This is a genomic window from Zoogloea sp. (assembly GCF_028689785.1).
In the GTDB taxonomy this organism is placed as follows: domain Bacteria; phylum Pseudomonadota; class Gammaproteobacteria; order Burkholderiales; family Rhodocyclaceae; genus Zoogloea.
The window spans coordinates 44272-67085 of record NZ_JAQVCN010000021.1 but is presented as its reverse complement, the minus strand read 5'-3'; the positions used below and the strand labels follow the sequence as shown (position 1 = coordinate 67085).

The following is a 22814-nucleotide window of genomic DNA, read 5'->3' as shown; positions in this document are numbered from 1 at the left end:
GCTCATTGATGTGCCCGACGAAGCGGTATTTGCCGCCGACGGTGTAGACCACCTCGCTGCCGCCTCCCTTCAGGGGCCGCGGGCGGGCCTTGCTGGCCAGGGCTGCGCGCAGGAAGCCCTGGGGGGTGGACAGGATCTCGGCGCTCCGTTCGGCCACAGCGGCCAACTGCGGCACCGGAGCAGCCGGCGCGCCACCCGTAGCAACGACCGGCAGGTTCCAGGCCACCGGGCCGCTGACGTACTGGTCCACCTTCTGCTCCACCGGCACCGGGCGCTCGCGGCCAGCCTCCAGGGCCTGGATGCGGTTGATCTGGACCCTAGCGCTGCCCTTCTCGTAATCGATGTCGGCCACATAACGGCTCACCTCGAAGCGCGGCCAGGGCAGGCTGGGGTCGGGAGCCTGCCCGAACTGGAACCAGCTGCCGCTGCCGCTGAGCTGAAGGCTGCGGGTGCCGGCGGCATCCAGGGCACGCGCGGCGGATTGCAGGGTCTGGGCCTGGACGGGCAGCGCCGCCAGCAAAGAAAGGACGGCAGTGGCGCCGACGACAGGACGGAGCGGAAAAGACATGGAACCCCCTTGTGAATGAAGGAATGGCCGGAAAGGGCACTGGGGGCGAAAAGGGCAATAAGCGTACCCACGCCGGGAAAAAAGACATGGGGTGGGGGGAAAACCCTGATTTAAAGGCGGTATTGCGCGGACTGCGGCTTCTGAGGAGAACCCCGGGCGGCGGCACGGTGCTGGTCAGCCAGCAGGCAGCTGCTGGATCGTCAGCAGGGGCTGCCCTGATCGCGGCAGGCCACGGGTCTCAGCCGCCGGGATGAGCCTGGTGGCGGCGGGCCTCCTCCACGGTGGCCGGCACCAGCTCGATGACGAGCCGCCACAGGCGCTCCCGCCATTCCCGGGTGGGGCCGCTGGCCGCCTGCAGGGGCAGGCTCTCCCAGGCCTGCCAGTCGATGCCGGGCATGGCACGGCGCTGCTCTGCCGGCATGGCCAGGGCACTGTCACGCATGGCGGCCAGGCGTTCGAGCACCCGCTCCAGGCTGCCGCGGGACGCAAAAATCGACTGGGGGCTGCCGCCGGACAGCTCGCCGAGCAGGCTGGCCCCATCGTCGAGCAGATTGCCCAGCAGCGCCCCGCACAGCACCGCCGCCCCCAAAGCGGGACGGCGGCGGCCCGGACGGGACCGCATGGTTTGTCCGCTCATGGCACAGGCCTCAGTGGTAGATCGGCCGGAGGGCCGGCCCCGGGAAGGCAGCCGGGGCTGCAGGCACAAACTCGGCCAGAAAGCGGCGCAGGGCGGGCTCGAAGCGCGCCGCGTCGATCAGGAAGCCGTCGTGGCCGTGTTCCGAATCGATGGCGACGAGCTGTGCCCGCATGAGCTGGCTGGCCAGGTAGAGCTGGTCCTCGGGGACGTACAGGGCGTCCGACGGGATGGAGCCCACCAACACGGGCTGATGGATTCGCCCCAGGGCGGTGGCGCAGCCGCCACGCCCGCGCCCCAGGTCATGGCTGTCCATGGCATCCAGCAGCACGCGGTAGCTGTGGGGGTCGAAGCGCCGGATCAGGGCCTCGCCGTGGTGGCGCAGCCAGCCCCGCACGGCGTAGTCGCCCGGGGTGCTTGCATGGGCGCCAAAGACCTCCCCACCCAGGCTGCGTCCGAAACGCCGGCCCAGGGAGACAGGGCTGCGGTAGCTGACCATGGCCATGGCCCTGGCCGCCGCCAGCCCGGCCAGGGGTGGGTCGGCGGGGTCGTAGTCGCCATCGCGGTAGCGCGGGTCGCCGGCCAGGGCCAGGCGCTGGGCCTCGCTCCAGGCCATGCACCAGGCCGAGTGCTTGCCCGAGGCGGCGATGCAGGCCACCGCCTCCACCCGGTCGGGATCGAGCAGGGCCCACTCCAGCGCCTGCAGCCCACCCATGGACCCACCGATCACGAAACGGATACGACGGATGCCCAGGGCCTCGGCCAGGCTGATCTGGGCCTGCACCTGATCGCGGATGGTGATGGCGGGAAAGCGCGCCCCCCACGGACGCCCGTCCGGGGCGGGTGAGGTGGGGCCGGTGCTGCCGTAGCAGCTCCCCAGGGCGTTGCTGCAGACGATGAAGTGTTGCGCCGGATCGAGGGCCCGGCCCGGCCCGAACAGGGGCGCCCACCAGGCATCGGCGTCGGCCGTGCCGGTGAGGGCGTGGCACACGATGACGGCGTTGTCACCCCGGGTATTGAGACGACCCCAGGTGCGGAAGGCCAGCTGCAGCCCGGGCAGGCTGCCCCCGGACTCCAGGGCCAGGGGCTTGCCGGCGGTGAACAGACGGGTGTGCCCGGAGAGACGGCGGGAAAGGCTCATGGCAACACCAGGCGCCTCAGGCCGCCACGTCGAGGCCGGCCCGACGCAGGGCGTGGTCGAAGTCGGCCTTGATGTCGTCGATGTGCTCGATGCCCACCGACACGCGGATCAGATCGGGGCGCACGCCGGCGCTCTTCTGCTCGGCTTCGGAGAGCTGCTGGTGGGTGGTGGAGGCCGGGTTGATGACCAGGGTCTTGGCATCGCCCACGTTGGCCAGGTGGCTGGCCAGCTCCACGTTGTCGATGAAGGTCCGGGCGGCGTTGGCGCCCCCCTTGATGCCGAAGTTGAGCACCGCACCGAAGCCGTTGCGCAGGTACTTCGTTGCCAGCGCATGGTAGGGGCTGTCTTCGAGGCCGTTGTACTCGACCCATGCCACCTGGGGGTGGGCCTTGAGCCAGCGGGCCAGCTCAAGGGTGTTGTCCAGGTGGCGCTGGACGCGCAGGGAAAGGGTCTCGACACCCTGCAGCAGCTGGAAGGCGTTGAAGGGCGACAGGCTGGGGCCGATGTCGCGCAGGCCTTCGACCCGGGCGCGGATGGCGAAGGCGATGTTGCCAAAGGGGCCGCCGCTACCGAAAACTTCCCAGAAATTGAGCCCGTGGTAGCCCGGCGCCGGGTCGGTGAACAGCGGGAACTTGCCGTTGCCCCAGTTGAACTTGCCGGCGTCGATCACCACGCCGCCCACCGAGGTGCCGTGGCCGCCGATCCACTTGGTGGCGGATTCGACGACGATGTCGGCGCCGTGGTCGATGGGCCGGGCGATGTAGCCGCCGGCGCCGAAGGTGTTATCCACGATCAGCGGAATGCCGGCTTCATGGGCGATGCGTGCCAGCGCCTCGAAATCCGGGATGTTGAAGCGCGGGTTGCCGATGGTCTCCACGAAGATGGCCTTGGTGTTGGCGTCGATGGCCTTGCGGAAGTCCTCCGGGTCATCGCCCTCGACGAACTTCACCTTGATGCCCAGACGCGGCAGGGTGACCTTGAACTGGTTGTAGGTGCCGCCATACACGTAGCTGGTGGACACGATGTTGTCGCCGGCCTGGGCAATGGTGGTGATGGCCAGGAACTGGGCGGCCTGGCCGGAGCTGGTGGCCACCGCCGCCACCCCGCCTTCGAGGGCTGCGATGCGCTGCTCGAAGACGTCGGTGGTGGGGTTCATGATGCGGGTGTAGATGTTGCCGAACTCCTTCAGCGCAAACAGGCGCGCGCCATGGTCGGCGTCGTTGAAGGTGTAGGAGGTGGTCTGGTAGATGGGCACGGCGCGGGCATTGGTGCCGGGCGCCGGCTGCTGGCCGGCATGGACCTGCAGGGTTTCGAAGCGGTAGGCGGCTTTGCGGTCGGTCATGGCGATGCTCCTATGAATTGTGTCGGGGCGGCGTCCGCCGCCCGCGGGTTTCGGGGATATCTCAGCCCCACACGCCGCTGCGCCGGTCTTCCACACGCTTGGCCTTGTGGGTGGCGCGGGGCAGGGTATCGGCGGGCAGGATGCTCACCACTGCGCTGACGCCGGTAATGGACTTGAGCTGGCGGCCGAAGCGGTGGGCCAGCTCCTCGTCGCTGCCGGCAAAGGCCGGGCTGCTCTCCAGCTCCACGGTGAGGCGGTCCAGGTGGTTCTCCCGCTCGACGATCAGGCGGTATTCGCCGGTGAAATCGTGGTCACGCCGGGCGATGGCTTCCACGTCACTGGGAAAGAGGTTGGCCCCCTTGATGATGAGCATGTCGTCCAGGCGCCCATGCACCCCTTGCAGGCGGATGGAGGTGCGTCCGCAGCCGCAGGGTTCGGAGGTGAAGGACACGATGTCGCCGGTACGGAAGCGCACCATGGGCCGGGCGGTTTTCTTGAGGGTGGTGAGCACCATCTCGCCGCGGCCACCCTCCTCCACCGGTTCGTTGGTGTCGGGGTGCAGCACTTCGACCAGAATGTGGTCCTCGGCCCAGTGCAGGCCATCCTTCTCCTCGCACATGCCGGCGCAGGAGCCAAAGATGTCGGACAGGCCGTAGTAGTCATACACCGAGGCACCCCACAGGTCCTCGATGCGCTGGCGGGTCTCGGGGATCGAGCCACCGGGCTCGCCGGCCACGAAGATGCGGCGCACGGCCAGATCCTTGCGCAGGTCGATGCCTTCCTTGATCGCCGTTTCGCCCAGGTACCAGGCGTAGGACGGGGTGGTCCAGATGGCAGTGACCTGGAACTGGCGCAGGATGGCCAGCAGGCGCTCCGACGGCACGGTGCCGGCGTGGATGGACAAGGCGCCGAGCTTCTGGGCGCCCAGCACGCAGGGCCCGCCGACGAACAGGGAGAAGTTCAGCGAGTGGGCGTAGCGGTCTTCCGGGCGCAGGCCGGAGCTCCAGAACTGGCGCGCCTCGTAGTCGATCCATTCGTCGAAGTCGGTGGCCGAGAAGGGCGAGGCGGTGGGCACGCCGGTGGAGCCGCTGGAGGCGGAGATGTACACAATGTCCCGCTCGGGCACCGCCACCAGGTCGCCGAAGGGCGGCACGGCGAGCTGGCGCTCCCGCAGGGTCTGCTTGTTGATGAAGGGGAAGCGCCGGATGTCGTCCAGGCTGCGCACCTCTTCCGGATGCACCCCGGCCGCATCAAAGCTGGCCCGGTAATACGGCGAGTGGTGATAGGCGTGGTGCAGATGCTTCTGCAGCAGCTGCAGCTTGAGGGCGTCCCAGTCGGCGCGGGGCTGGGTTTCCAGGGCTTCGTCCCAGTAGGGGCGGTGGGCGGTGGTCATGGGTGTTCCTTGGTGCGGAGCAGTGATCGAAGTGTCGTGGGGTCGAATTTATTCGACCTCGGACTATGGCCATGGGCCTGTCGCTCATCCCCGTGAGGAGGTCGAATGAATTCGACCCCACGGGAAAAGCGGTGCCCGCCGATCAACGTTCTCTAAGGGTCACTGCAGGAAGGCCGGGCGGGCATAACCCGCAAAGTGCTTGTCCAGGGCGGCGCGGTATTCCGGGGTGTGGAACGCCGCGGCGATGTCCTTGGCCCAGGGCTTGTCCTTGTCGCCGGTCTTCACCGCCACCACGTTCAGGTAGTGGTCGGGGGTCTTCTCCAGGGCCACGGCTTCGGTGAGCTTGAGGCCGGAGGAGATGGCGAAGTTGCCGTTGATCAGGGCGAACTCGGCGTCGTCCAGGGTGCGCGGCAGCTGGGCAGCCTCAATGGGGGTGAGCACCAGCTTGCGGGGGTTCTCGGCCACGTCCTTCTCGGTGGCCTTCAGGGGGTCGACGCCGGCCTTCACCTTGACGAGCTTGAGCTGCTCCAGGAAGACCAGGGCCCGGGCCAGGTTGCTCGGGTCATTCGGCAGGGTGATGCGGTCGCCGTCTTTCACCTCGTTGAGGCTCTTGCGCTTCTTGGAGTAGAGGCCCAGGGGGGCGATGGGCGCCTTGGTGATGTCCACCAGGTTCAGGCCCTTGTCGGCGCTGAACTTCTTCAGATAGATGATGTGCTGGAACAGGTTGGCATCCAGGGAGCCCTGGGCCAGGGCCAGGTTGGGCTGCACGTAGTCGTTGAACTCGACGAGCTTGACGGTGTAGCCCTTCTTTTCGAGCACGGGCTTGATGCCGAGCTTGAGCTGATCGAAGTTGGAGCCGGCGGTGGCGCCGAGGGTCAGGGTCTTCTTTTCCTGGGCCTGGGCGGTGGCGGCCCCCAGGCCGATGGTGGCGACGAGGCCGGCGACGGACAAGAGGCGCAGGGCGAAATGGCGACGGGATTTCATGGTGATGTTCTCCTGGAACGATTCGGGTTGTGGTCTTGTTTTAGGGGGTTCAACGCTTGTCCACGTGGCGGGCTGCCCACTGGCCAAGAAACTGGATGCTCTGCACCAGCACCACCAGCAACACGATGGTGATGAGCATGACGTCGGTCTGGAAGCGGTAATAGCCGTAGCGGATGGCCAGGTCGCCGATGCCGCCGCCGCCCACCACCCCGGCCACCGCCGAGTAGGACAGAAAGCTCACCGCCAGCACCGTAACCGCCAGCACCAGGCCGGAACGGGCCTCCACCAGCAGCACGTGGCGGACGATCTGGACGGGCGAGGCGCCCATGGCCTCGGCGGCCTCGATGACGCCCCGGGGCACGTCGCGCAGGGTCTGCTCGATGAGCCGGGCAAAGTAGAAGATCGCCGCAATGGACAGGGGCACGCTGGCCGCCAGGGGGCCGATGGACGTACCGGCGATCACCCGGGTGAAGGGCGAGATGGCTACCAGCAGGATGATGAAGGGGAAGCTCCGCACCACGTTGATGAGCCCGTTGGCCACCAGATTGAAGCTGCGGAAGCGCTCCAGCGACTGGCCCCGGCTGGTCAGGAAGACCAGCAGACCCAGCGCGCCACCGACGACGATGGCCGCCGACAGGCAGATGGCCATCATCAGCAAGGTCTCTCCGGTGGCCTTGAGGATCTCGGGCAGCAGCTCGTTGAGGGTATCAAAGAGGGACGTGGTTTCAGGCATGGGCGGCCTCCAGAGCAAAGTGGTGGCCGGAGTCGGCGTCGGGCCGGCCGGAAGGTGACGGGCTGGCCGCCGGGCCTGCACCGAAGTCGCTGAGCCAGCTGGCCAGGCGCGAGCCTTCAGGGATGCGCCCGTCGGCAATGTTGAGCTGCTCGACGATGCGCCCGGCCTCCATCACCGACACCCGGTGGCACAGGCGGCGGATGACCTCCATCTCGTGGCTGACCAGCAGGATGCTGACGCCGAACTTCCGGTTGGCGTCGGCCAGCACGCCGAGCAGGTCGAGGGTGGTGCGCGGGTCGAGGGCCGAGGTGGGCTCATCGGCCAGCAGTACATGGGGTTCCGGCGCCAGGGCGCGGGCGATGGCGACGCGCTGCTTCTGGCCACCGGACAGACGCCCGGGATAGACGTCGGCCTTTTCGGCCAGGCCCACGAAATCCAGGCACACCTTCACCCGCTCGCGGATGCGCGCCGGGCTTTCACCGGCGATGCGCATGGGCAGGGCCACGTTGTCGGCGACGGTCTGGTTATGCAGCAGATTGAAGTGCTGGAAGATCATGCCGATGCGGTGCCGTGCACGGCGCAGGCCGGCGGCGGAGAGGCGGGTCAGATCCTCCCCATGGACGATGACCTCGCCCGCGTCGGGACGCTCCAGCAGGTTGACGATGCGCAGCAGGGTGGATTTGCCGGCGCCCGAGAAGCCGATGATGCCGTGGATCTCGCCGGTGGCGATGCGCAGGCTGGTGGGGAGCACCCCCACCAGACGCCCGCCCGGATCGGCAAAACGGCGGGACACCCCGCGCAACTCGATGGCGGGGGCCGGAAATGAGGAAAGGGAAACGGTCTGGGACATGATGCCTTGCAGCAGAAACAGCGATGGACCGACTTTAGCGCCGGCCCATCGCCCCCAAAACCAATCAATTCTTCATTGCTATGCAGCCCCCGCCTGCAATGCTTTTCAGGTGACGTAAGGGCAATTGCCACCCGGGAAGCGGCGCCCGCTCAGGACTTGCGCCTCAGCTCGGCCCGGCCGCTGCTGGCGCAGCGGCTGCAACCCAGCTCATCCAGACGCTCCCGCACCTCGGTAGCCGAATGACGGCAGAACACCATGGGGATGCCCAGATCCTCGGCCTGCTTGCGCACGTTGCGCATCAGCATGTGATTGGCCCGGTCGCACATGAACACCACCAGCCCGGTGCGCCGCGACAACTGGCGCCGGTTTTCGGACGCCTTGCGACCGGTCCAATGGTCGATATCCTTGATGCCGAACTGGTCGGCCACCCTGAGGATTTCGCTGCGGATGCCCTCGATGCGATCCGCACCGACGATGACGGCCTGCATGGGAAAGCTCCATTTCATGAATGCGCCGATGGCGCTGACGGAATGCAGTGTGTGGGCCCGATGCAGCGCACCAAACCAAATTGTTCCGATATGCATTCCACGCCGGAATGAAATAGCCGGCATTCCACGAATTCTTCCAAGCTATTGAAATAACTGAAAAAGCCTTTTGCTGGGCAATCACCAGCAATGCACCGCCAAGTGTTGATTTCCAGCCACCGGGAATACTGGCGGCTCCGAGAAAGTTGTTAGCAATCAAGCCCGTCGAGTGCTGGCATTGCCCTTGCGATGGAGGAATCGAGGCCGGCAGCCCCGGCCCATCGATCGCCCAACCTGCAATGGAGTAATGAAACATGGCAATTCGTCCGCTCTACGACCGGATCATCGTCAAACGCACCGATGCGGAGCGCAGCACCGCCAGCGGCATCGTCATCCCTGACAGCGCCGGCGAGAAGCCCGACCAGGGCCAGGTGCTGGCCGTCGGCCCCGGCAAACTCCTCGCCAGCGGCGAGCTGCGCCCCCTGGCCGTCAAGGCCGGCGACCGGGTGCTGTTCGGCAAGTACACCGGCCAGGCCATCAAGGTGGACGGCAATGAAGTGCTGGTGCTGCGCGAAGAAGACGTCATCGCCATCATCGAGAACTGAGCCGCCCGGCGAACCCCTTCCATCCAATACAAACAAGAATCCAGGAGCCATTTGAATGCCTGCAAAGAAAGTGCTGTTTGGTGATGACGCCCGCGCCCGCATCGTCACCGGTGTGAATATCCTCGCCGACGCGGTCAAGGTGACCCTCGGCCCGAAAGGCCGCAACGTGGTGCTGGAGCGCAGCTTCGGCGCTCCCACGGTGACCAAGGACGGCGTGTCCGTCGCCAAGGAGATCGAGCTCAAGGACAAGTACGAGAACATCGGCGCCCAGTTGGTGAAGGAGGTCGCCTCGAAGACCTCCGACAATGCCGGCGACGGCACCACCACGGCCACCGTGCTGGCCCAGGCCATCGTCCGCGAAGGTTTCAAGTACGTGGCCGCCGGCTACAACCCCACCGACCTGAAGCGCGGCATCGACAAGGCAGTGGTGGCCATCGTCGCCGAGATCCGCAACATTGCCCGCCCCACCACCACCAGCAAGGAGATCGCCCAGGTGGGCTCCATCTCCGCCAACTCCGACGCCGACATCGGGCAGATCATCGCCGACGCCATCGACCGGGTCGGCAAGTCGGGCGTGATCACGGTGGAAGACGGCAAGAGCCTCAACAACGAGCTAGACGTGGTGGAAGGCCTGCAGTTCGACCGGGGCTACCTGTCGCCCTACTTCATCAACAACGCCGACAAGCAGATCGCCGCCCTCGACGATCCCTTCATCCTGCTCTTCGACAAGAAGATCTCCAGCATCCGCGACCTGCTGCCCATCCTGGAGCAGGTCGCCAAGGCCAACCGCCCGCTGCTGATCATCGCCGAGGACGTGGAGGGCGAAGCCCTGGCGACCCTGGTGGTCAACACCATCCGCGGCATCCTCAAGGTGGTGGCGGTGAAGGCACCGGGCTTTGGCGACCGGCGCAAGGCCATTCTCGAAGACATCGCCGTGCTCACCGGCGGCCAGGTGATCGCCGAGGAAGTCGGCCTGACCCTGGAGAAGGCCACCCTGGAAGACCTGGGCCAGGCCAAGCGCATCGAGGTGGGCAAGGAGAACACCACCGTGGTGGACGGCCTCGGCAGCGCCGACGCCATCAAGGCCCGGGTCGCCACCATCGACGCCCAGATCGCCGAGGCCACCTCCGACTACGACCGGGAGAAGCTGCAGGAGCGCAAGGCCAAGCTGGCCGGTGGCGTGGCGGTGATCAAGGTCGGCGCCGCCACCGAGGTGGAGCTGAAGGAGAAGAAGGCCCGCGTCGAGGACGCCCTGCACGCCACCCGCGCGGCAGTGGAAGAAGGCGTGGTGCCCGGCGGCGGCGTGGCCCTGCTGCGCGCCCGCAAGGCCATCAGCGAGCTCAAGGGCGACAACCACGAGCAGGATGCAGGCATCAAGATCGTGCTGCGCGCGGTGGAAGAGCCCCTGCGCCAGATCGTCACCAATGCCGGTGACGAAGCCTCCGTAGTGGTGAACAAGGTCATCGAGGGCAGCGGCAACTTCGGCTACAACGCCGGCAACGGCAGCTACGGCGACCTGGTGGAACAGGGCGTGCTCGATCCCGCCAAGGTGACCCGCTCGGCCCTGCAGAACGCCGCCTCGGTAGCCGGGCTGATCCTCACCACCGACGCCATCGTGGCCGAACTGCCGGAAGACAAACCCGCCGCAGCACCGGCCGACCACCACGGCGGCGGCTTCGGCGGCGGCTTCTAAGCCCCCACCCGGGCCAGGCAGCCTCCTCCCGGAACTCCCTGGCCCGGCCCTCTCCCGTGGGGTCGAGTGAGTTCGACCCCACAAGACCGCCGCGGCCCCCTTCGCCGGGCCGGAAACCCTACTTAGCGCAGGGTTGAAGTCACCGGCCCGAGCGGCCAGACTTGGGGCACCCCTTCCCCGGAGTGTCCCGTGAGCGCGAAATCCCCCCCGCATCTCGCCTCGCCCTCCGCCCCGCCCGACTCGGCAGGGAACACGCGGAGCACGCGTGGTGCCGATCCGCGCTTCGACCAGATCCTCGCCAGCGCCAACGACGCGATCATCTCCATCGACGAATCCCAGCACATCACCCTGTTCAACCGGGGGGCCGAGCGCATTTTCGGCCACGCCGCCGCAGACATCATCGGCCAGCCCCTCGACCTCCTCATTCCCGAACGCTTCGTCGCCCATCACGGCACCCAGGTGCGGGATTTTTCGACGGCGCCGGAGGCCTCGCGGATGATGGCCCAGCGGGGCGAGATCTACGGACGCCGGCACGACGGCAGCGAGTTTCCCGCCGAGGCCTCGATCTCCAAGTTCCGCGGGCCGGAGGGGCTGGTGTTCACCGTGATCCTGCGCGACATCACCGAGCGCCGCGCCGCCGAACGGACCCTCCGCGACACCCACGACGAGCTGGAGCGACGCGTGCGCGAACGCACCGCCGAGCTCGAAGAGCGCAACGCCCAGCTGCAGCAGGAGATCCAGGAGCGGCGTCGTGCCGAGAAGCGCCTGGCTGAACAGGCCCGGGAGCTGGCCCGCTCCAACGCCGACCTGGAACAGTTCGCCTCCGTGGCCTCCCATGATCTGCAGGAGCCCCTGCGCATGGTGGCCAGCTACACCCAGCTCCTCGGCAAGCGCTACCGCAGCCGCCTGGACGGGGACGCCGACGAGTTCATGGGCTTCATCGTGGATGGCGCCCTGCGCATGCAGCGCCTCATCAACGACCTGCTGGCCTTCTCCCGGGTGGGCAGCCGGGGCAAGGGCTTCCAGCCGGTGGACCTGGCCGCCTGCGTAGCCCAGGTGCAGATCAACCTGCGCTCGGCCATCGAGGAGAGCGGCGCACAGATCGATGTCGGCGCGCTGCCCGTGGTCTGCGCCGACGCCACCCAGATGGAGCAACTGCTGCAGAACCTGATCGGCAATGCCATCAAGTTCCGTCAGGGCCCGGCGCCGCGGGTGCACATCGACGCCCGGCGCGAGGATGGAGCCTGGTGCATCGGGGTGCAGGACGACGGCATCGGCATCGACCCGCGCTACGCGGAGCGGATCTTCGTGATCTTCCAGCGCCTGCACACCGCCGCCGAATACCCGGGCACCGGCATCGGGCTGGCCATCTGCAAGAAGATCGTGGAGCGCCACGGCGGGCACATCGAGCTCCATTCCACCCCCGGCGCCGGGGCCCGCTTCAGTTTCACCCTGCCCGACCGGGAGGAGCCCCCCCATGCCTGACCGCCAGCGCCCCATCCGCATCCTGCTCGTCGAAGACAACCCCGGAGACGTGCGCCTGACCATCGAAGCCTTCAAGGACAACCGTGTCGACACGCCCCTCGACGTCGCCCGGGACGGGGTCGAGGCCCTCGCCTACCTGCGCCAGGAGGGCATCCACGCCGGCAAGCCGCTGCCCGACCTGATCCTCCTCGACCTCAACCTGCCGCGCATGGACGGCGGCGAGGTGCTGGCGGCCATCAAGGCCGACCCGGCCCTGCTGCACATCCCGGTGGTGGTGCTCACCACCTCCCGGGCCGAGCAGGACGTACAGCGTGCCTACCTGCTGCAGGCGGCCTGCTTCATCACCAAACCGGTGGATTTCGAGTGCTTCATCCAGGCGGTGAAGCTCATCGACGCCTTCTGGCTGAGCGTGGTCACCCTGCCCTGCGGAGCCCGCGGATGAGCAGCGCCAACTCCAATGTACTGCTGGTCGAAGACAACCCCGGCGATGCCCGCCTGATCCAGGAGATGCTCGCCGACAGCGACGGGGACAGCTTCCGCTTGTGGCGGGCCGACCGCCTGTCGGCCGGGCTGGACATGCTCTCCAGCGGCGACATCGGCGTGGTGCTGCTCGACCTGTCCCTGCCTGACAGCCTGGGCATCGAGACCTTCTGCACCATGTTTGCCCACGCCCCCCAGGTGCCCATCATCGTACTCACCGGCACCGACGACGAGGTGATGGCCCTGCACGCGGTCAAGACCGGCGCCCAGGACTACCTGGTCAAGGGTGAGGTGAACAGCAACCTGCTGCTGCGTGCCATGCGTTACGCCATGGAACGCAAGGAGGCCGAGCGGGCCCTGCGGGAAAGCGAGGAACGCTACGCCCTGGCCGCCGCCGGGGCCAACGACGGGCTGTGGGACTGGCACCTGCAACGCGGCCGGGCCTACTTTTCGCCACGCTGGAAGTCCATGCTGGGCTTTGCCGACGACGAGATCGGCGACGACCCTGAAGCCTGGCTGGCCCTGATCCACACCGATGACATCACCACCGTCCGTACCCAGCTCGCCAACCCGCAAACCCTCTCCGGCGCCCCCCTCAACGTGGAGTACCGCATCCGCACCCGGAATGGCGACTACCGCTGGATGCTGTGCCGGGGCATGGCCGTGTGCGACCGGGACGGCCTGCCCCTGCGCATGGCCGGCTCCCAGACCGACATCCACGCCCGCAAGCTGGCCGAGGAGCGCCTGCTCCGCGACTCCCTGCATGACGGCCTCACCGGCCTCCCCAACCGCAACCTGGTGACCCACCGCCTGCACCAGTCCATCGAACACATGCAGCGCCAGCCTGAGCGGCGCTTTGCTGTGCTCTTCCTCGATCTGGATCGCTTCAAGAACGTGAACGACAGCCTCGGCCACACCACCGGCGACAAGCTGCTGATCGAATGCGGGCGCCGCCTGGGCCTGTGCTGCCGGCCCCACGACACCCTGGCCCGGCTGGGGGGTGACGAGTTCGTGCTGCTGCTGGAAGACATCAACAACGCCACCGACGCCATCCGCGTGGCCGACCGCATCCAGCGCCACTTCGCCACGCCCTTCCTGATCGACGGGTACGAGCTGTTCATGAACTGCAGCATCGGCATTGCCCTGTCGACGCCCGAGTACCACCACGCGGACGAGCTGCTGCGCGATGCCGACACCGCCATGTACCGGGCCAAGGCCGACGGCAAGGCCTGCTACGCGCTCTTCGATGCGGACATGCACCACCGGGCAGTGGCAGCCCTGGACATGGAAAGCAGCCTGCGCCGGAGCATCGACCGCGAGGGCTTCGAACTTCACTACCAGCCGGTCATCGAGTTGCAGACCGGACGGATCAGCAGCTTCGAAGCCCTGATCCGCTGGCCCCACGAAACCCGTGGCCTCATCTCCCCCGCCGAGTTCATTCCCCTTGCCGAGGAAACCAGCCTGATCCTGCCCATTGGCCGCTGGGCCCTGCGCGAAGCCTGCCGCCAACTGCGCCAATGGCAGACCGCAGATGTGCGCCTCGCCGGCCTGGGCATCAGTGTCAACCTCTCAGCCCGCCAGTTCTCCGACGAAGGCCTGGTCGGCCAGGTAGCCGACGTGCTCGAAGAGACCGGGCTGCCCCCTGCCTGCCTCAAGCTTGAGATCACCGAGAGCGTGCTCATGGTCAACGCCCAGCTGGCACTGAGCCGTCTGACCCAACTGCGCGCCATGGGCATCGGCATCAGCATGGACGACTTCGGCACCGGCTACTCGTCCCTCAGCTACCTGCAACGCTTCCCCATCGACACCCTGAAGATCGACCAGTCCTTCATCGCCGCAATGGCCCATACCGTCGAGGGCGCCGAGATCGTGCGGGCCATCCTCAATTTGGGCAAGGCCCTGCACCTGGAGGTGATCGCCGAAGGTGCCGAGAGTGCCGCCCAGGTGAACATGCTGCAAGACATGGGCTGCCCTCTCACCCAGGGCTACTTCTTCTCACGCCCCCTACCCCACCACGAGGCTGAAACCCTGCTCCGGAGCACATTTCTGACGCGCTGAGCACACAGCTTTATTTACAGTTATTAACATTGATCAACACCGCGGGGCACGCGAATCACCAATATACGGCCTCTTCAGCGCTACATCTTGGCGAACAAAGACCGATATAAGGCAAGGCCCGCACCGAGCGGACCAAGCCCTTGCAACACGTCAGCAGGTATTCCCATGCACATGCTCCTTGCCCCCGCTGTGGCATTGCTCAACCGTTTGAGCTTCCGCGGCAAGTTCGCCGTCATCATCTTCTGTGTGCTCATCGCCCTGGCCAGCCTCGGCGGATCGCTGGGCACCACCCTGTGGAGCGAAATCCGCCACACCCGTAACGAGCAGGCCGGCGTAGCCGCTCTGGTACCCACCCTGCACGCCGTGCAGATGATCCAGCAGCACCGGGGCCAGATGGTCAGCGTGCTGTCCGGCAAGCCCGAGCTGAAAGCCCGGGCCGACGAAACTGCGGCCCAGGCCGACAGCTGGCTCGACAAGGCCGACTCGGCCCTGGCAGCCACCCCCGCCCTCAGCGGCACCGCCCCCGGCTTGGCCAGCCTGCGCAAGGACTGGAAAAACCTGCTTCTCACCGGTGGCAGCCTGGACGCCGCCGCCAGCCGCGCCGCCCACCACAAGGTGATTGAAGCGCTGCTGGCCCACATCGGGGCGGTGATCACCGCATCCGACCTGCTGCTCGACCCCGAAGCCGGCTCCTTCTACATGATCGACGCAACCTTCGATGCCCTGCCGGAGCTGATCGAGAAAATCGGCAAGATGCGTGCGGCCGGCAACCAGTTGCTCAGCAAAAAGGCCGGCAGTGATCAGGAAAAGGAAGACCTGACCGTGCTGATGGCCACCGCCGAAATCGAATACCAGAAGGCCATTGAAAAACTCCATCGCGCCAGCGAAGGCCATCCGGATATCGTCGCCAGCACCACCGCCCTGAAGCAGGAAGCCGACCCCCACCTCACCTGGCTGACCGGCGTGGCCCGCAATGACATCCTCCCCAGCCGCTACGAAACCCCGGCAGCCGAGTGGGTGCAGCGCTCCACCACGACCATCGACGCCCTCTACAAGGGCGCCTTCGACCATTTCATCCCTGAACTTGAAGGCCTGCTGGCAGAACGTGACTCACGCCTGATGCGCACCTTCACCCTGTCGGCGGCCGCGGCCATCGGTATCGCCGTGCTGGTCACCTACCTCCTCGCCGCCGTCGCCTCGGCCATCGGCGGAGCCGTGGCCAACCTGGCCAGCAATGCCGAGAAGGTGGCCGACGGCGACCTCACCGTGCAGGTCGAACTCGCTACCCGCGACGAGCTGCAGCGCGTCGCCGGCGCCTTCAACCGCATGGGCGAATCCATCTCCCAGCTGCTCCAGGGCGCTCGCAAGACGGCCGACGACCTGTCGGCTGCGGCCGATCAGCTGGCCAGCTCTTCCAGCGACGTGGCCCGGGGTTCAGCCCACCAGAGCGACGCTGCCAGCGCCATGGCCGCCGCCGTGGAAGAGATGACGGTCGGCATCAACCACATCGCCTCCAACGCCCGCGATGCCCAGACCGAAGCCACCCACGCCGGACAGCTGTCCACCGAAGGCAGCGAAGTGGTGCGCCAGACCGTCGATGACATCGGCCGCATCTCCGAGGTGGTGAAGCGCTCCGCCGGCATCATCCGCAAGCTCGGCGACCAGTCCTCCCAGATCTCGACCATCGTCGGCACCATCAAGGAAATCGCCGACCAGACCAACCTGCTGGCCCTCAACGCCGCCATCGAAGCCGCCCGCGCTGGCGAACAGGGGCGTGGCTTTGCCGTGGTGGCCGACGAAGTGCGCAAGCTGGCCGAGCGCACCACCCAGTCCACCCAGGAAATCGCCAGCATGATCGGCGGCATCCAGGAAGGCGCCCAGCATGCCGTGCTGGCCATGGAAGAAGGTGTCGAGCGGGTCGGTGAGGGCGTCGACCGGGCCAGCCAGGCCGGCACCGCCATTGCGCTCATCCACACTGGAGCCGGGCGCACCGTCAATGCCATCAACGAGATCAGCGACGCCCTCGGCGAGCAGAGCGCCGCCAGCACCGAGATCGCCCGGCAGGTCGAAGGCATTGCCCAGATGGCCGAGAGCAACAGTGTCAGCTCCCAGGCATCGGCCCGGACCGCCCAGCAGCTGAAGGACCTGGCGGTACGTCTGGAGCAGGACATCGGGCGCTTCCGGCTGAGCTGAGGCCTGCCCCACGGAAGGGCCCGGGCGTTCCGTGGGGTCGAATTCACTCAACCGCCAGGTGCCCTTCTCGATCCGCCACGCGCTACTCGCCAGCCAGCGCCACTACCGGGTCCAGGCGCGCAGCCTGGCGGGCGGGGAGATAGCCAAACAGCAGGCCGGTGATGACGGCGCAGGCAAAGGCGCCGAGCATGGCACTCAGCGAGAAGATCACCGGCACCTGCCACAGGATGAGGAGCGTCCCGACACCTAGCCCTGCCACCACCCCCAGCCCCCCGCCCACCACCGTCAGCAACACCGACTCGGTCAGGAACTGGCGCAGGATGTCCCGCTGGCGAGCACCGGTGGCCATGCGGATGCCGATCTCCCTGGTCCGCTCGCGCACCGTCATCAGCATCACGTTCATCACGCCGATGCCCCCCACCACCAGGGACACGGCGGCAATCAGGCCCAGCATCATGGTCATCGCCTCGCGGGTCTCCATCTCGGCCTGCAGCTTGGCCGCGGCGTTGCCGATGCCGAAATCCTCCCGCCCATGCCGCTCCAGCAGAAGCCGGCGGATGGCCTGCTCGGCCGCCAGCACCTGCTCCGCCCCGGCGGCTTCGATGACCGTGTAGTCGGGCTGGGTCTGGGCCCGATAGACCCGGGCACGACCGGCGCGATAGGGGATGAAGACCATATCGTCGTAGTCCTGGCTGCCGGACTCGGCACCGCGCTCGGCCATCACGCCGATCACCTCGAAGGGGGCCGTGCCGATCAGCAGATGCCGACCGGTGGGGTCGGCCCCATCGGGGAAGAAGTTCTCCCGCGCCTTGTGGCCGAGCACCACCAGGGGCGCCAGATCACGGTCTTCCTGGTCACTGAAGAAACGCCCGGCGGCAATGGGCCAGTGGTGCATTTGCGGCATGGCGGCGGTGCCGGCGAAGACGTACAGATTGCGCTCCACGTTGCCATGGCGGACCGAGATCGGATCACCAATCACCGGCATCACCCTGGCCACCTCGGGCAGGGCCGCGAGGGCGGCGAGGTCTTCCTCGGTGACAACCCCGGCGGGGCCACCGCTGGGGGGAGGACGGCTGCCCATGTACATGATGGTGGCACCCATGCTGCCCATCTGGGTGGCCACCTTCTGTCGCGCTCCTTCCCCGATGGCCAGCATGGCGATCACCGATGCCACACCGATGACGATGCCGAGCAGGGTCAGCCCGGTGCGCCCGCGGTTCATGCGCATGCCACGCCAGGCACTGCGAGCGGCCTCGCGCAGTTCGGCACGCCAGATCCCGGCACCCGTCCTGCCCGGCGGCGCGTCGGGCAGCTCCGGTGGAGTCTCGCCCTGGGCAGAAGGCGCCGGCACGCCCGAATCGGCAACGATCCGTCCATCCTGGATCTCGATCACCCGGCGGGCCTGGGCCGCCACCCGGTGGTCGTGGGTGATCAGGATGACGGTGTGTCCGGCCTCCGCCAGTTCCGCCAGCAGGGTCATGACCTCGGCCCCGCTGCGGGAGTCGAGGGCGCCGGTGGGCTCGTCGGCCAGGATGATGCGCCCGCCATTGACCAGGGCCCGGGCAATCGACACCCGTTGCTGCTGGCCGCCGGACAACTGCCGGGGACGGTTGTCCAGGCGCGAGCCGAGCCCGAGCCGTTCGAGCAGGGCGGTGGCTCGCGCCGACCGCTCAGCCTCACACATGCCGGCATAGACAGCGGGCACTTCGACGTTCTCCCGGGCGGTCTCGCTGGGGATCAGGTGGTAGCCCTGGAAGACGAAGCCGAAGGCTTCACGCCGCAGCCAGGCCAGGCGATCCGCGTCGAAGTCGGCCACGTCCTGCCCGGAGAAGAGGTAGCGGCCAGAGGTGGGCCGGTCCAGGCAGCCCAGGATGTGCATCAGTGTGGACTTGCCCGAGCCCGAAGCACCGACGATGGCGACAAATTCGCCGGCGTGGATGTCCAGCGAGATGCCCCGGAGCACCTCCACCAGAGGCTGTTCGCCACCACCGTAGGTCTTGCACAGGCCACTCAGGGCGATCAGGGGACGAGACACATCGCTCACCAGGTGAATCTCCGCAGACCACCGTCGCGCCGACGCTCGGCAAGCACCAGAGCCTCCCCTTCGGCAAGCCCTGTACGCACCTCGACCTGGTGACGATTGCGCACGCCGGCCACCACCTCACGCCGCTCGATCGCGCCGTCTGGCATGCGGACCCGGGCCATGAATCGGTCGGCCACCCCAGACACCGGCTCCAGGGCCGCCAGGGGCGCATGCAGATGGCCCCTGGCGGCGGCCGTCACGATGCTGACCTGGGCGGTCATCTGGGGCATCAGCTCGCCATCGGCATTGTCCACATCGAACAGGACCGTGTAGGCCACGGCCTTGCTGGCCGCCGGCTGGGCCGACGCCCCTTGCGTCACCGCAGCCGGACGAGGTGCCGGCAGAATCTGACGCACCGAGCCGCTCCAGCGCCGGGGCTGCGCGGCGCCGTGCCCCCCCAGGGTGGTGAAGTAGACGGTCTGCCCCGGCTTGACCTGACGCACGTCCGCCTCCGACACCTCGGTCCATACGGTCATGCCGGACAGGTCTGCGACGCGCAGGATGTGGGGTGTCTGATAGGTGGCGTTGAGGGTCTGTCCCTCCCTCGCCTCGATGCTGACCACCGTCCCGGCCATGGGGGCATCGATGCGGGTATAGCCCAGGCGGGCCTCGTCGGCCTGCAGGGTGGCCTGGGTCTGGCGGATCTGCGCCTTCAGGCTGTCCACCCGCGCCCGCGCCATCGCCAGACTGGCGTCGGCGCTGTCCACATCCTCCTGGCGGGTCGCCTCATCGCGGACAAGTTGCTGCTGGCGTGCCTGCTGCCGGATCGCCAGTTGCAGCTGGGCCTGCTGCTCGGCCAGCTGGGCATGCAGCCCGGCCAACGCCGCCCGCCCCGCCTCGACGGTGGCCCGCTGCACACTGGGGTCGATCTCCACCAGCAGATCGCCCCTGCCCACCGCGCTGCCGGGCTGCACATGCAAGCGGGTGATCCGCCCCGACACCTGGGCACCGATATCCACGTAGCGGCGGGGTTCGAGGGTGCCGATGGCGGTGACCGTGGCTTCGATGTCACCCCGGGTCACTCCCACGGTCTCGTACTCCACCTCAGGACGCGACGTCCACCAGACGCTCACCAGCAGCGCCACAAGCACGGCAGCGACGCCCACCAGCCGGCGCGACGGCAGGTGCCGGCGCACGTTGGCGCCTGTCATTCCCCCTCCCAAAAGCTCAGGGTCGCGGTGTGCCGGACCTCGTTGTAGCGCTTGCCATCCACGACTGCGGCCCCGCCATCCATTCGCGCGGACACCACCAGCACGTACAGCCCGGGAATGGGCGTATCCAGGGTCACGCTACCATCCTCCGCCGGGCGCAGCGTCTTGTTCCAGCCGGCCGAGGTACTTACCCGAACCTGGGAGGCGCTGACGGCCTCGCCTTTCCAGAACAGGCGGAAGGTCGAGCCCCCTCTTTGAGTGGGCACCAGTTCCAGATCGTTTCCGGCGCGGGTGTCGTGGCGGCCACTACGGGCGTGGAGGAACTCAAGGGTGCCGGCAACGGCTTCAGCCCGGGCGGAGAAGCGCAGATCACCTGGCGGAACGACGGGAAGATCCCAGCGCGCACCCTGGGCGGGTGCGTCCACCGCCTTGCCGGATGCGGCCAGGATCTTGGCCCCATGCAGGGCAAGCGGCCGGGGCGCCCCGATCTCGCCGACAAGTATCCGGGCGCCCGCACCGGCGGGCTCGATCCATACGTAGTCGGCCCGGGCGCCGGACGCAGCCAAGAGGGCGAGCGCAGCCACCGCGACCCGTGCCGCATGTTTGAATAAGATCATTTGGGATTCGCTCCAGGTCAGGACAACATCAACACCACAGCGCCGGTCAGGCTGAACAGGGCCAGCCGGGCCTGGGCGCGGGGGGCATAGGGCAGCGAAAACACCAGGATCAAAGCCCCCGCGGAAAGCAGCCCGAACCAGGCCACCGGCCCGATGGCCCAGCCCCAGCTACGCCCGCAGTACCACAAGGCCAGACCGAGCAGCCCCCAGCCGGCAGCACGCAAGGCTCTGGCCAGGCGGGTGCCGGGCTTGCGGCCGAGAACCTGGGTGTGGTGCCGATCCATGGCCAGGCACAGCCCGGTCAGGGCGGCGTGGCACAACAGCAGGCCCGTCATGATGGAAACACCGCTCACCATGTCAGAGGCCCTCCACCGCGTGACCAGGGGCCTGCCGGCCTGCGGCACCGGCACGCAACCTGGCGCCGAGACGCACCCACGCCAGGGCAAACACGATGCCGAAAGCAAGGCTCGTCAGCTCGACGCCGGCACTCTCTCCATCCCCCCGCGACAGGGCCGCGAACAGGTGGTCACCGGTACTCAACACGTTCACCAGGGGCAGCCCGAGGCAGAGCAATGCCGCGGCCGCCAGTTGCTCCCGCCAGGCCCGCATCGGTGGGCGCAGGCTGGCATGGACCAGGGTGAGGAGCCACACGGCGAAGAACAGGCGGATCTCCCAGGCAGCCCGCTCCTCGATCCCGAGGGGCAGCAGGCGGTTGATCCACAGGTAGGCCACGCAGCTCAGGCCCAGGCCGACGATGCCGGCCACATTGAGGGCCTCGATGATCTGCAGGACCCGCGGCGTGGCGGAGCCGAACTCGTCACCACTGCGGCGCCGGCGCTTGACCATGAAGAGGATCGCGCCAGTGGCCAGCATCGCCGAGCCGGCCATGCCGCTGATGAAGTACAGCCACTTCATCGGCTCGCCGCCGAAGCGCACGAAGTGCAGGGCGTTCATGGTGCGCTGAACCGCCAGCACCTGGCCACCCCGGGTGGTGTTGGGGCGCTGCACGTCAAGCAGCTCGCCGGTGACAGCATCAAACTGTACCCGGCCACTGCTGCGGCCCACCAGGCGATCGCTGTCGGCGTCGGGATCAAAACGCCCGAACACCCGCATCGCCGCACTGCGATCGCCGGGATGACTGACCGAAACAAAGGCCGCCTCCCGGGCCAGCGCCTGCTCGGCCACGGCGAGCAAGGGCGCCATGGGGACCATGTCGGCGGCCACATGCTGTTCAGGGCGCGGCGCCGGGCCTTCGGTGAGGGCGCTGAAGAAGGCCTCCCGGCTGCCGTCATAGCGGGCCACGATACCGGCTGGCATGTAGGTGGCCCAGAAGATGGTCAGGCCGGTGTAGGTGATCATGAACAGGAATGGCAAGGTCAGCACCCCCAGGGCGTTGTGCCCATCCAGCCAGGAGCGCTGGCCCTTGCCGGGCCGGAAGGTGAAGAAGTCGGTGAAGATTTTCTTGTGCACCACGATGCCCGAAACCAGGGCCACCAGCATGGCCAGGGTAGCGATCCCGACCACCCAGATACCGGCCGTGCCGGCGTGAAATTCAAAGTGCATGTGCACGAAGTGGTGCCCGCCTTCCGTCTCGCGTGTCAGGGAAGCAGGCATCACCTCACCGCTGGCCGGGTCAAGACGCCGGCGCTGCACAGGCCCGTCGTCGTGCTCACGCCAGGACACGCGCAAGGCCGGGTCATCCTCGGCGGGCAGGCCGATGCTCCAGAAGTCGGCACGGGGCGCCTCTCCGGCCAGGAAGGCCTGGGCGGTGCGCACCGCCTCGGCACGCGCCTCGGCACTGAGGGGCGCTTCCGCCTCGGCCCGCCCCTTGTCACGCATCCAGTGGGAGATGGCGTCGTCGAACACGCCCAGGGTTCCGGTGAGGAAAATGGCAAACAGGATCCAGGTGAACCACAGGCCGCCCCAGGTGTGCAGCCAGGCCATGGATTGACGGAAACCGGCCTTCATGGCTGTGCTCCCAGCAGTTCGAGAAGCCCCGCCAGCGCCCCCATCAAGGCACTCGACCCCAGCAGGAGGGCCCAGGCCCGCCGGGCGCTGGCGGCGGCAAATACACCGATCACGGCGGCCACATGAAAGGCGAAGCCGAACAGGGTCGCCCCCAGTACCGCTTCGGGCAACGATGAAGGCAGCAGGTGGCTGAGCAGGACGACTGCCATGGAGGCCATCAGATAGCCTCCGAAGATCGCCGCGAGTACCCGCGACAGCACGGCGGGAGCGGCGCGAGGAGCCAGGGAAGGAGGATTCATGGTCACTCCCGGT

21 protein-coding genes are annotated in these 22814 nt (G+C 67.6%); 6 read left to right on the top strand and 15 right to left on the bottom strand.

What is annotated here, in order from left to right:
* The 9 genes from PHI64_RS11365 to PHI64_RS11325 form a co-directional block, all read right to left on the bottom strand.
* Positions 1–568: hypothetical protein (locus PHI64_RS11365; RefSeq protein WP_299882703.1), on the bottom strand; the 568-nt coding region annotated here is incomplete at its 3' end.
* A gap of 238 nt (positions 569–806) precedes the next feature.
* A complete protein-coding gene (locus tag PHI64_RS11360; protein ID WP_299882701.1) occupies positions 807–1190 on the bottom strand; it encodes a hypothetical protein in 384 nt (127 codons plus the stop codon).
* A 25-nt stretch (positions 1191–1215) separates the two neighbouring features.
* Entirely contained in the window at positions 1216–2343 is a 1128-nt protein-coding gene (gene metX / locus PHI64_RS11355; protein WP_299882699.1) for a homoserine O-acetyltransferase, read from the bottom strand.
* A 16-nt stretch (positions 2344–2359) separates the two neighbouring features.
* Positions 2360–3685: an O-acetylhomoserine aminocarboxypropyltransferase/cysteine synthase family protein gene (locus PHI64_RS11350; protein WP_299882697.1), complete on the bottom strand. Its 1326-nt coding sequence runs from the start codon at positions 3683–3685 to the stop codon at positions 2360–2362.
* 61 nt (positions 3686–3746) lie between these two features.
* Positions 3747–5078: a phenylacetate--CoA ligase family protein gene (locus tag PHI64_RS11345; protein WP_299882695.1), complete on the bottom strand. Its 1332-nt coding sequence runs from the start codon at positions 5076–5078 to the stop codon at positions 3747–3749.
* Between the two features lie 159 nt (positions 5079–5237).
* Positions 5238–6062, bottom strand: coding sequence for a MetQ/NlpA family ABC transporter substrate-binding protein (locus tag PHI64_RS11340; RefSeq protein WP_299882693.1), 825 nt, complete (start codon positions 6060–6062; stop codon positions 5238–5240).
* 49 nt (positions 6063–6111) lie between these two features.
* Positions 6112–6795: a methionine ABC transporter permease gene (locus tag PHI64_RS11335; RefSeq protein ID WP_299882691.1), complete on the bottom strand. Its 684-nt coding sequence runs from the start codon at positions 6793–6795 to the stop codon at positions 6112–6114.
* The gene (locus tag PHI64_RS11330; RefSeq protein WP_299882689.1) at positions 6788–7645 is read right to left on the bottom strand and encodes an ATP-binding cassette domain-containing protein; all 858 of its coding nucleotides are present in this window, start codon (positions 7643–7645) and stop codon (positions 6788–6790) included. The genes PHI64_RS11335 and PHI64_RS11330 overlap by 8 nt, the downstream gene beginning before the upstream one ends.
* Positions 7646–7794: 149 nt before the next feature.
* Complete coding sequence (locus PHI64_RS11325) at positions 7795–8133, bottom strand: DUF2325 domain-containing protein (protein ID WP_299882688.1); 339 nt, start codon at positions 8131–8133, stop codon at positions 7795–7797.
* 350 nt (positions 8134–8483) lie between these two features.
* Between PHI64_RS11325 and PHI64_RS11320 the strand changes: the two genes are divergently transcribed.
* From PHI64_RS11320 to PHI64_RS11295, 6 genes are all read left to right on the top strand, one after another.
* On the top strand, positions 8484–8774 hold the full coding sequence (locus PHI64_RS11320) for a co-chaperone GroES (RefSeq protein ID WP_299882687.1): 291 nt from the start codon (positions 8484–8486) through the stop codon (positions 8772–8774).
* Positions 8775–8829: 55 nt separating this feature from the next.
* Positions 8830–10467 (top strand): chaperonin GroEL, encoded by a 1638-nt coding sequence (gene groL / locus PHI64_RS11315; RefSeq protein ID WP_299882686.1) that lies wholly within the window; start codon positions 8830–8832, stop codon positions 10465–10467.
* 189 nt (positions 10468–10656) lie between these two features.
* Positions 10657–11952, top strand: coding sequence for an ATP-binding protein (locus PHI64_RS11310; RefSeq protein ID WP_299882684.1), 1296 nt, complete (start codon positions 10657–10659; stop codon positions 11950–11952).
* A complete protein-coding gene (locus PHI64_RS11305) occupies positions 11945–12394 on the top strand; it encodes a response regulator (protein ID WP_299882682.1) in 450 nt (149 codons plus the stop codon). Before PHI64_RS11310 ends, PHI64_RS11305 begins: the two co-directional genes overlap by 8 nt.
* Positions 12391–14490: an EAL domain-containing protein gene (locus tag PHI64_RS11300; protein ID WP_299882680.1), complete on the top strand. Its 2100-nt coding sequence runs from the start codon at positions 12391–12393 to the stop codon at positions 14488–14490. The genes PHI64_RS11305 and PHI64_RS11300 overlap by 4 nt, the downstream gene beginning before the upstream one ends.
* Positions 14491–14655: 165 nt before the next feature.
* Positions 14656–16683, top strand: a complete 2028-nt coding sequence (locus tag PHI64_RS11295; RefSeq protein ID WP_299882678.1) for a methyl-accepting chemotaxis protein — start codon at positions 14656–14658, stop codon at positions 16681–16683.
* An 82-nt stretch (positions 16684–16765) separates the two neighbouring features.
* On the opposite strand, the gene PHI64_RS11290 is transcribed toward PHI64_RS11295, so the two are convergent.
* From PHI64_RS11290 to PHI64_RS11265, 6 genes are read right to left on the bottom strand one after another with little or no spacing between them, the layout of a single operon-like run.
* Entirely contained in the window at positions 16766–18727 is a 1962-nt protein-coding gene (locus tag PHI64_RS11290; protein ID WP_299882676.1) for a MacB family efflux pump subunit, read from the bottom strand.
* Complete coding sequence (locus tag PHI64_RS11285; RefSeq protein WP_299882674.1) at positions 18724–19917, bottom strand: efflux RND transporter periplasmic adaptor subunit; 1194 nt, start codon at positions 19915–19917, stop codon at positions 18724–18726. Before PHI64_RS11285 ends, PHI64_RS11290 begins: the two co-directional genes overlap by 4 nt.
* Positions 19914–20534, bottom strand: a complete 621-nt coding sequence (locus tag PHI64_RS11280; RefSeq protein WP_299882672.1) for a hypothetical protein — start codon at positions 20532–20534, stop codon at positions 19914–19916. The genes PHI64_RS11285 and PHI64_RS11280 overlap by 4 nt, the downstream gene beginning before the upstream one ends.
* 17 nt (positions 20535–20551) lie before the next feature.
* On the bottom strand, positions 20552–20890 hold the full coding sequence (locus PHI64_RS11275) for a DUF3325 domain-containing protein (RefSeq protein WP_299882670.1): 339 nt from the start codon (positions 20888–20890) through the stop codon (positions 20552–20554).
* A 1-nt stretch (position 20891) separates the two neighbouring features.
* Positions 20892–22502 carry a PepSY domain-containing protein gene (locus PHI64_RS11270; RefSeq protein ID WP_299882668.1) on the bottom strand — a complete coding sequence of 537 codons (1611 nt, stop codon included), beginning with the start codon at positions 22500–22502 and terminating at the stop codon, positions 20892–20894.
* Positions 22499–22801: an iron transporter gene (locus PHI64_RS11265; protein ID WP_299882666.1), complete on the bottom strand. Its 303-nt coding sequence runs from the start codon at positions 22799–22801 to the stop codon at positions 22499–22501. The genes PHI64_RS11270 and PHI64_RS11265 overlap by 4 nt, the downstream gene beginning before the upstream one ends.
* Positions 22802–22814 lie beyond the last annotated feature (13 nt).

What these genes read in the sequence shown, in the direction of transcription:
- PHI64_RS11350 (WP_299882697.1), bottom strand. Translation starts at nt 3,685, where the DNA reads ATGACCGACCGCAAAGCCGCCTACCGCTTCGAAACCCTGCAGGTCCAT.
- PHI64_RS11285 (WP_299882674.1), bottom strand. Translation starts at nt 19,917, where the DNA reads ATGACAGGCGCCAACGTGCGCCGGCACCTGCCGTCGCGCCGGCTGGTG.
- PHI64_RS11325 (WP_299882688.1), bottom strand. Translation starts at nt 8,133, where the DNA reads ATGCAGGCCGTCATCGTCGGTGCGGATCGCATCGAGGGCATCCGCAGC.
- PHI64_RS11330 (WP_299882689.1), bottom strand. Translation starts at nt 7,645, where the DNA reads ATGTCCCAGACCGTTTCCCTTTCCTCATTTCCGGCCCCCGCCATCGAG.
- PHI64_RS11265 (WP_299882666.1), bottom strand. Translation starts at nt 22,801, where the DNA reads ATGAATCCTCCTTCCCTGGCTCCTCGCGCCGCTCCCGCCGTGCTGTCG.
- PHI64_RS11345 (WP_299882695.1), bottom strand. Translation starts at nt 5,078, where the DNA reads ATGACCACCGCCCACCGCCCCTACTGGGACGAAGCCCTGGAAACCCAG.
- metX (WP_299882699.1), bottom strand. Translation starts at nt 2,343, where the DNA reads ATGAGCCTTTCCCGCCGTCTCTCCGGGCACACCCGTCTGTTCACCGCC.
- groL (WP_299882686.1), top strand. Translation starts at nt 8,830, where the DNA reads ATGCCTGCAAAGAAAGTGCTGTTTGGTGATGACGCCCGCGCCCGCATC.
- PHI64_RS11305 (WP_299882682.1), top strand. Translation starts at nt 11,945, where the DNA reads ATGCCTGACCGCCAGCGCCCCATCCGCATCCTGCTCGTCGAAGACAAC.
- PHI64_RS11295 (WP_299882678.1), top strand. Translation starts at nt 14,656, where the DNA reads ATGCACATGCTCCTTGCCCCCGCTGTGGCATTGCTCAACCGTTTGAGC.
- PHI64_RS11280 (WP_299882672.1), bottom strand. Translation starts at nt 20,534, where the DNA reads ATGATCTTATTCAAACATGCGGCACGGGTCGCGGTGGCTGCGCTCGCC.
- PHI64_RS11360 (WP_299882701.1), bottom strand. Translation starts at nt 1,190, where the DNA reads ATGCGGTCCCGTCCGGGCCGCCGCCGTCCCGCTTTGGGGGCGGCGGTG.
- PHI64_RS11320 (WP_299882687.1), top strand. Translation starts at nt 8,484, where the DNA reads ATGGCAATTCGTCCGCTCTACGACCGGATCATCGTCAAACGCACCGAT.
- PHI64_RS11270 (WP_299882668.1), bottom strand. Translation starts at nt 22,502, where the DNA reads ATGAAGGCCGGTTTCCGTCAATCCATGGCCTGGCTGCACACCTGGGGC.
- PHI64_RS11335 (WP_299882691.1), bottom strand. Translation starts at nt 6,795, where the DNA reads ATGCCTGAAACCACGTCCCTCTTTGATACCCTCAACGAGCTGCTGCCC.
- PHI64_RS11340 (WP_299882693.1), bottom strand. Translation starts at nt 6,062, where the DNA reads ATGAAATCCCGTCGCCATTTCGCCCTGCGCCTCTTGTCCGTCGCCGGC.
- PHI64_RS11300 (WP_299882680.1), top strand. Translation starts at nt 12,391, where the DNA reads ATGAGCAGCGCCAACTCCAATGTACTGCTGGTCGAAGACAACCCCGGC.
- PHI64_RS11275 (WP_299882670.1), bottom strand. Translation starts at nt 20,890, where the DNA reads ATGGTGAGCGGTGTTTCCATCATGACGGGCCTGCTGTTGTGCCACGCC.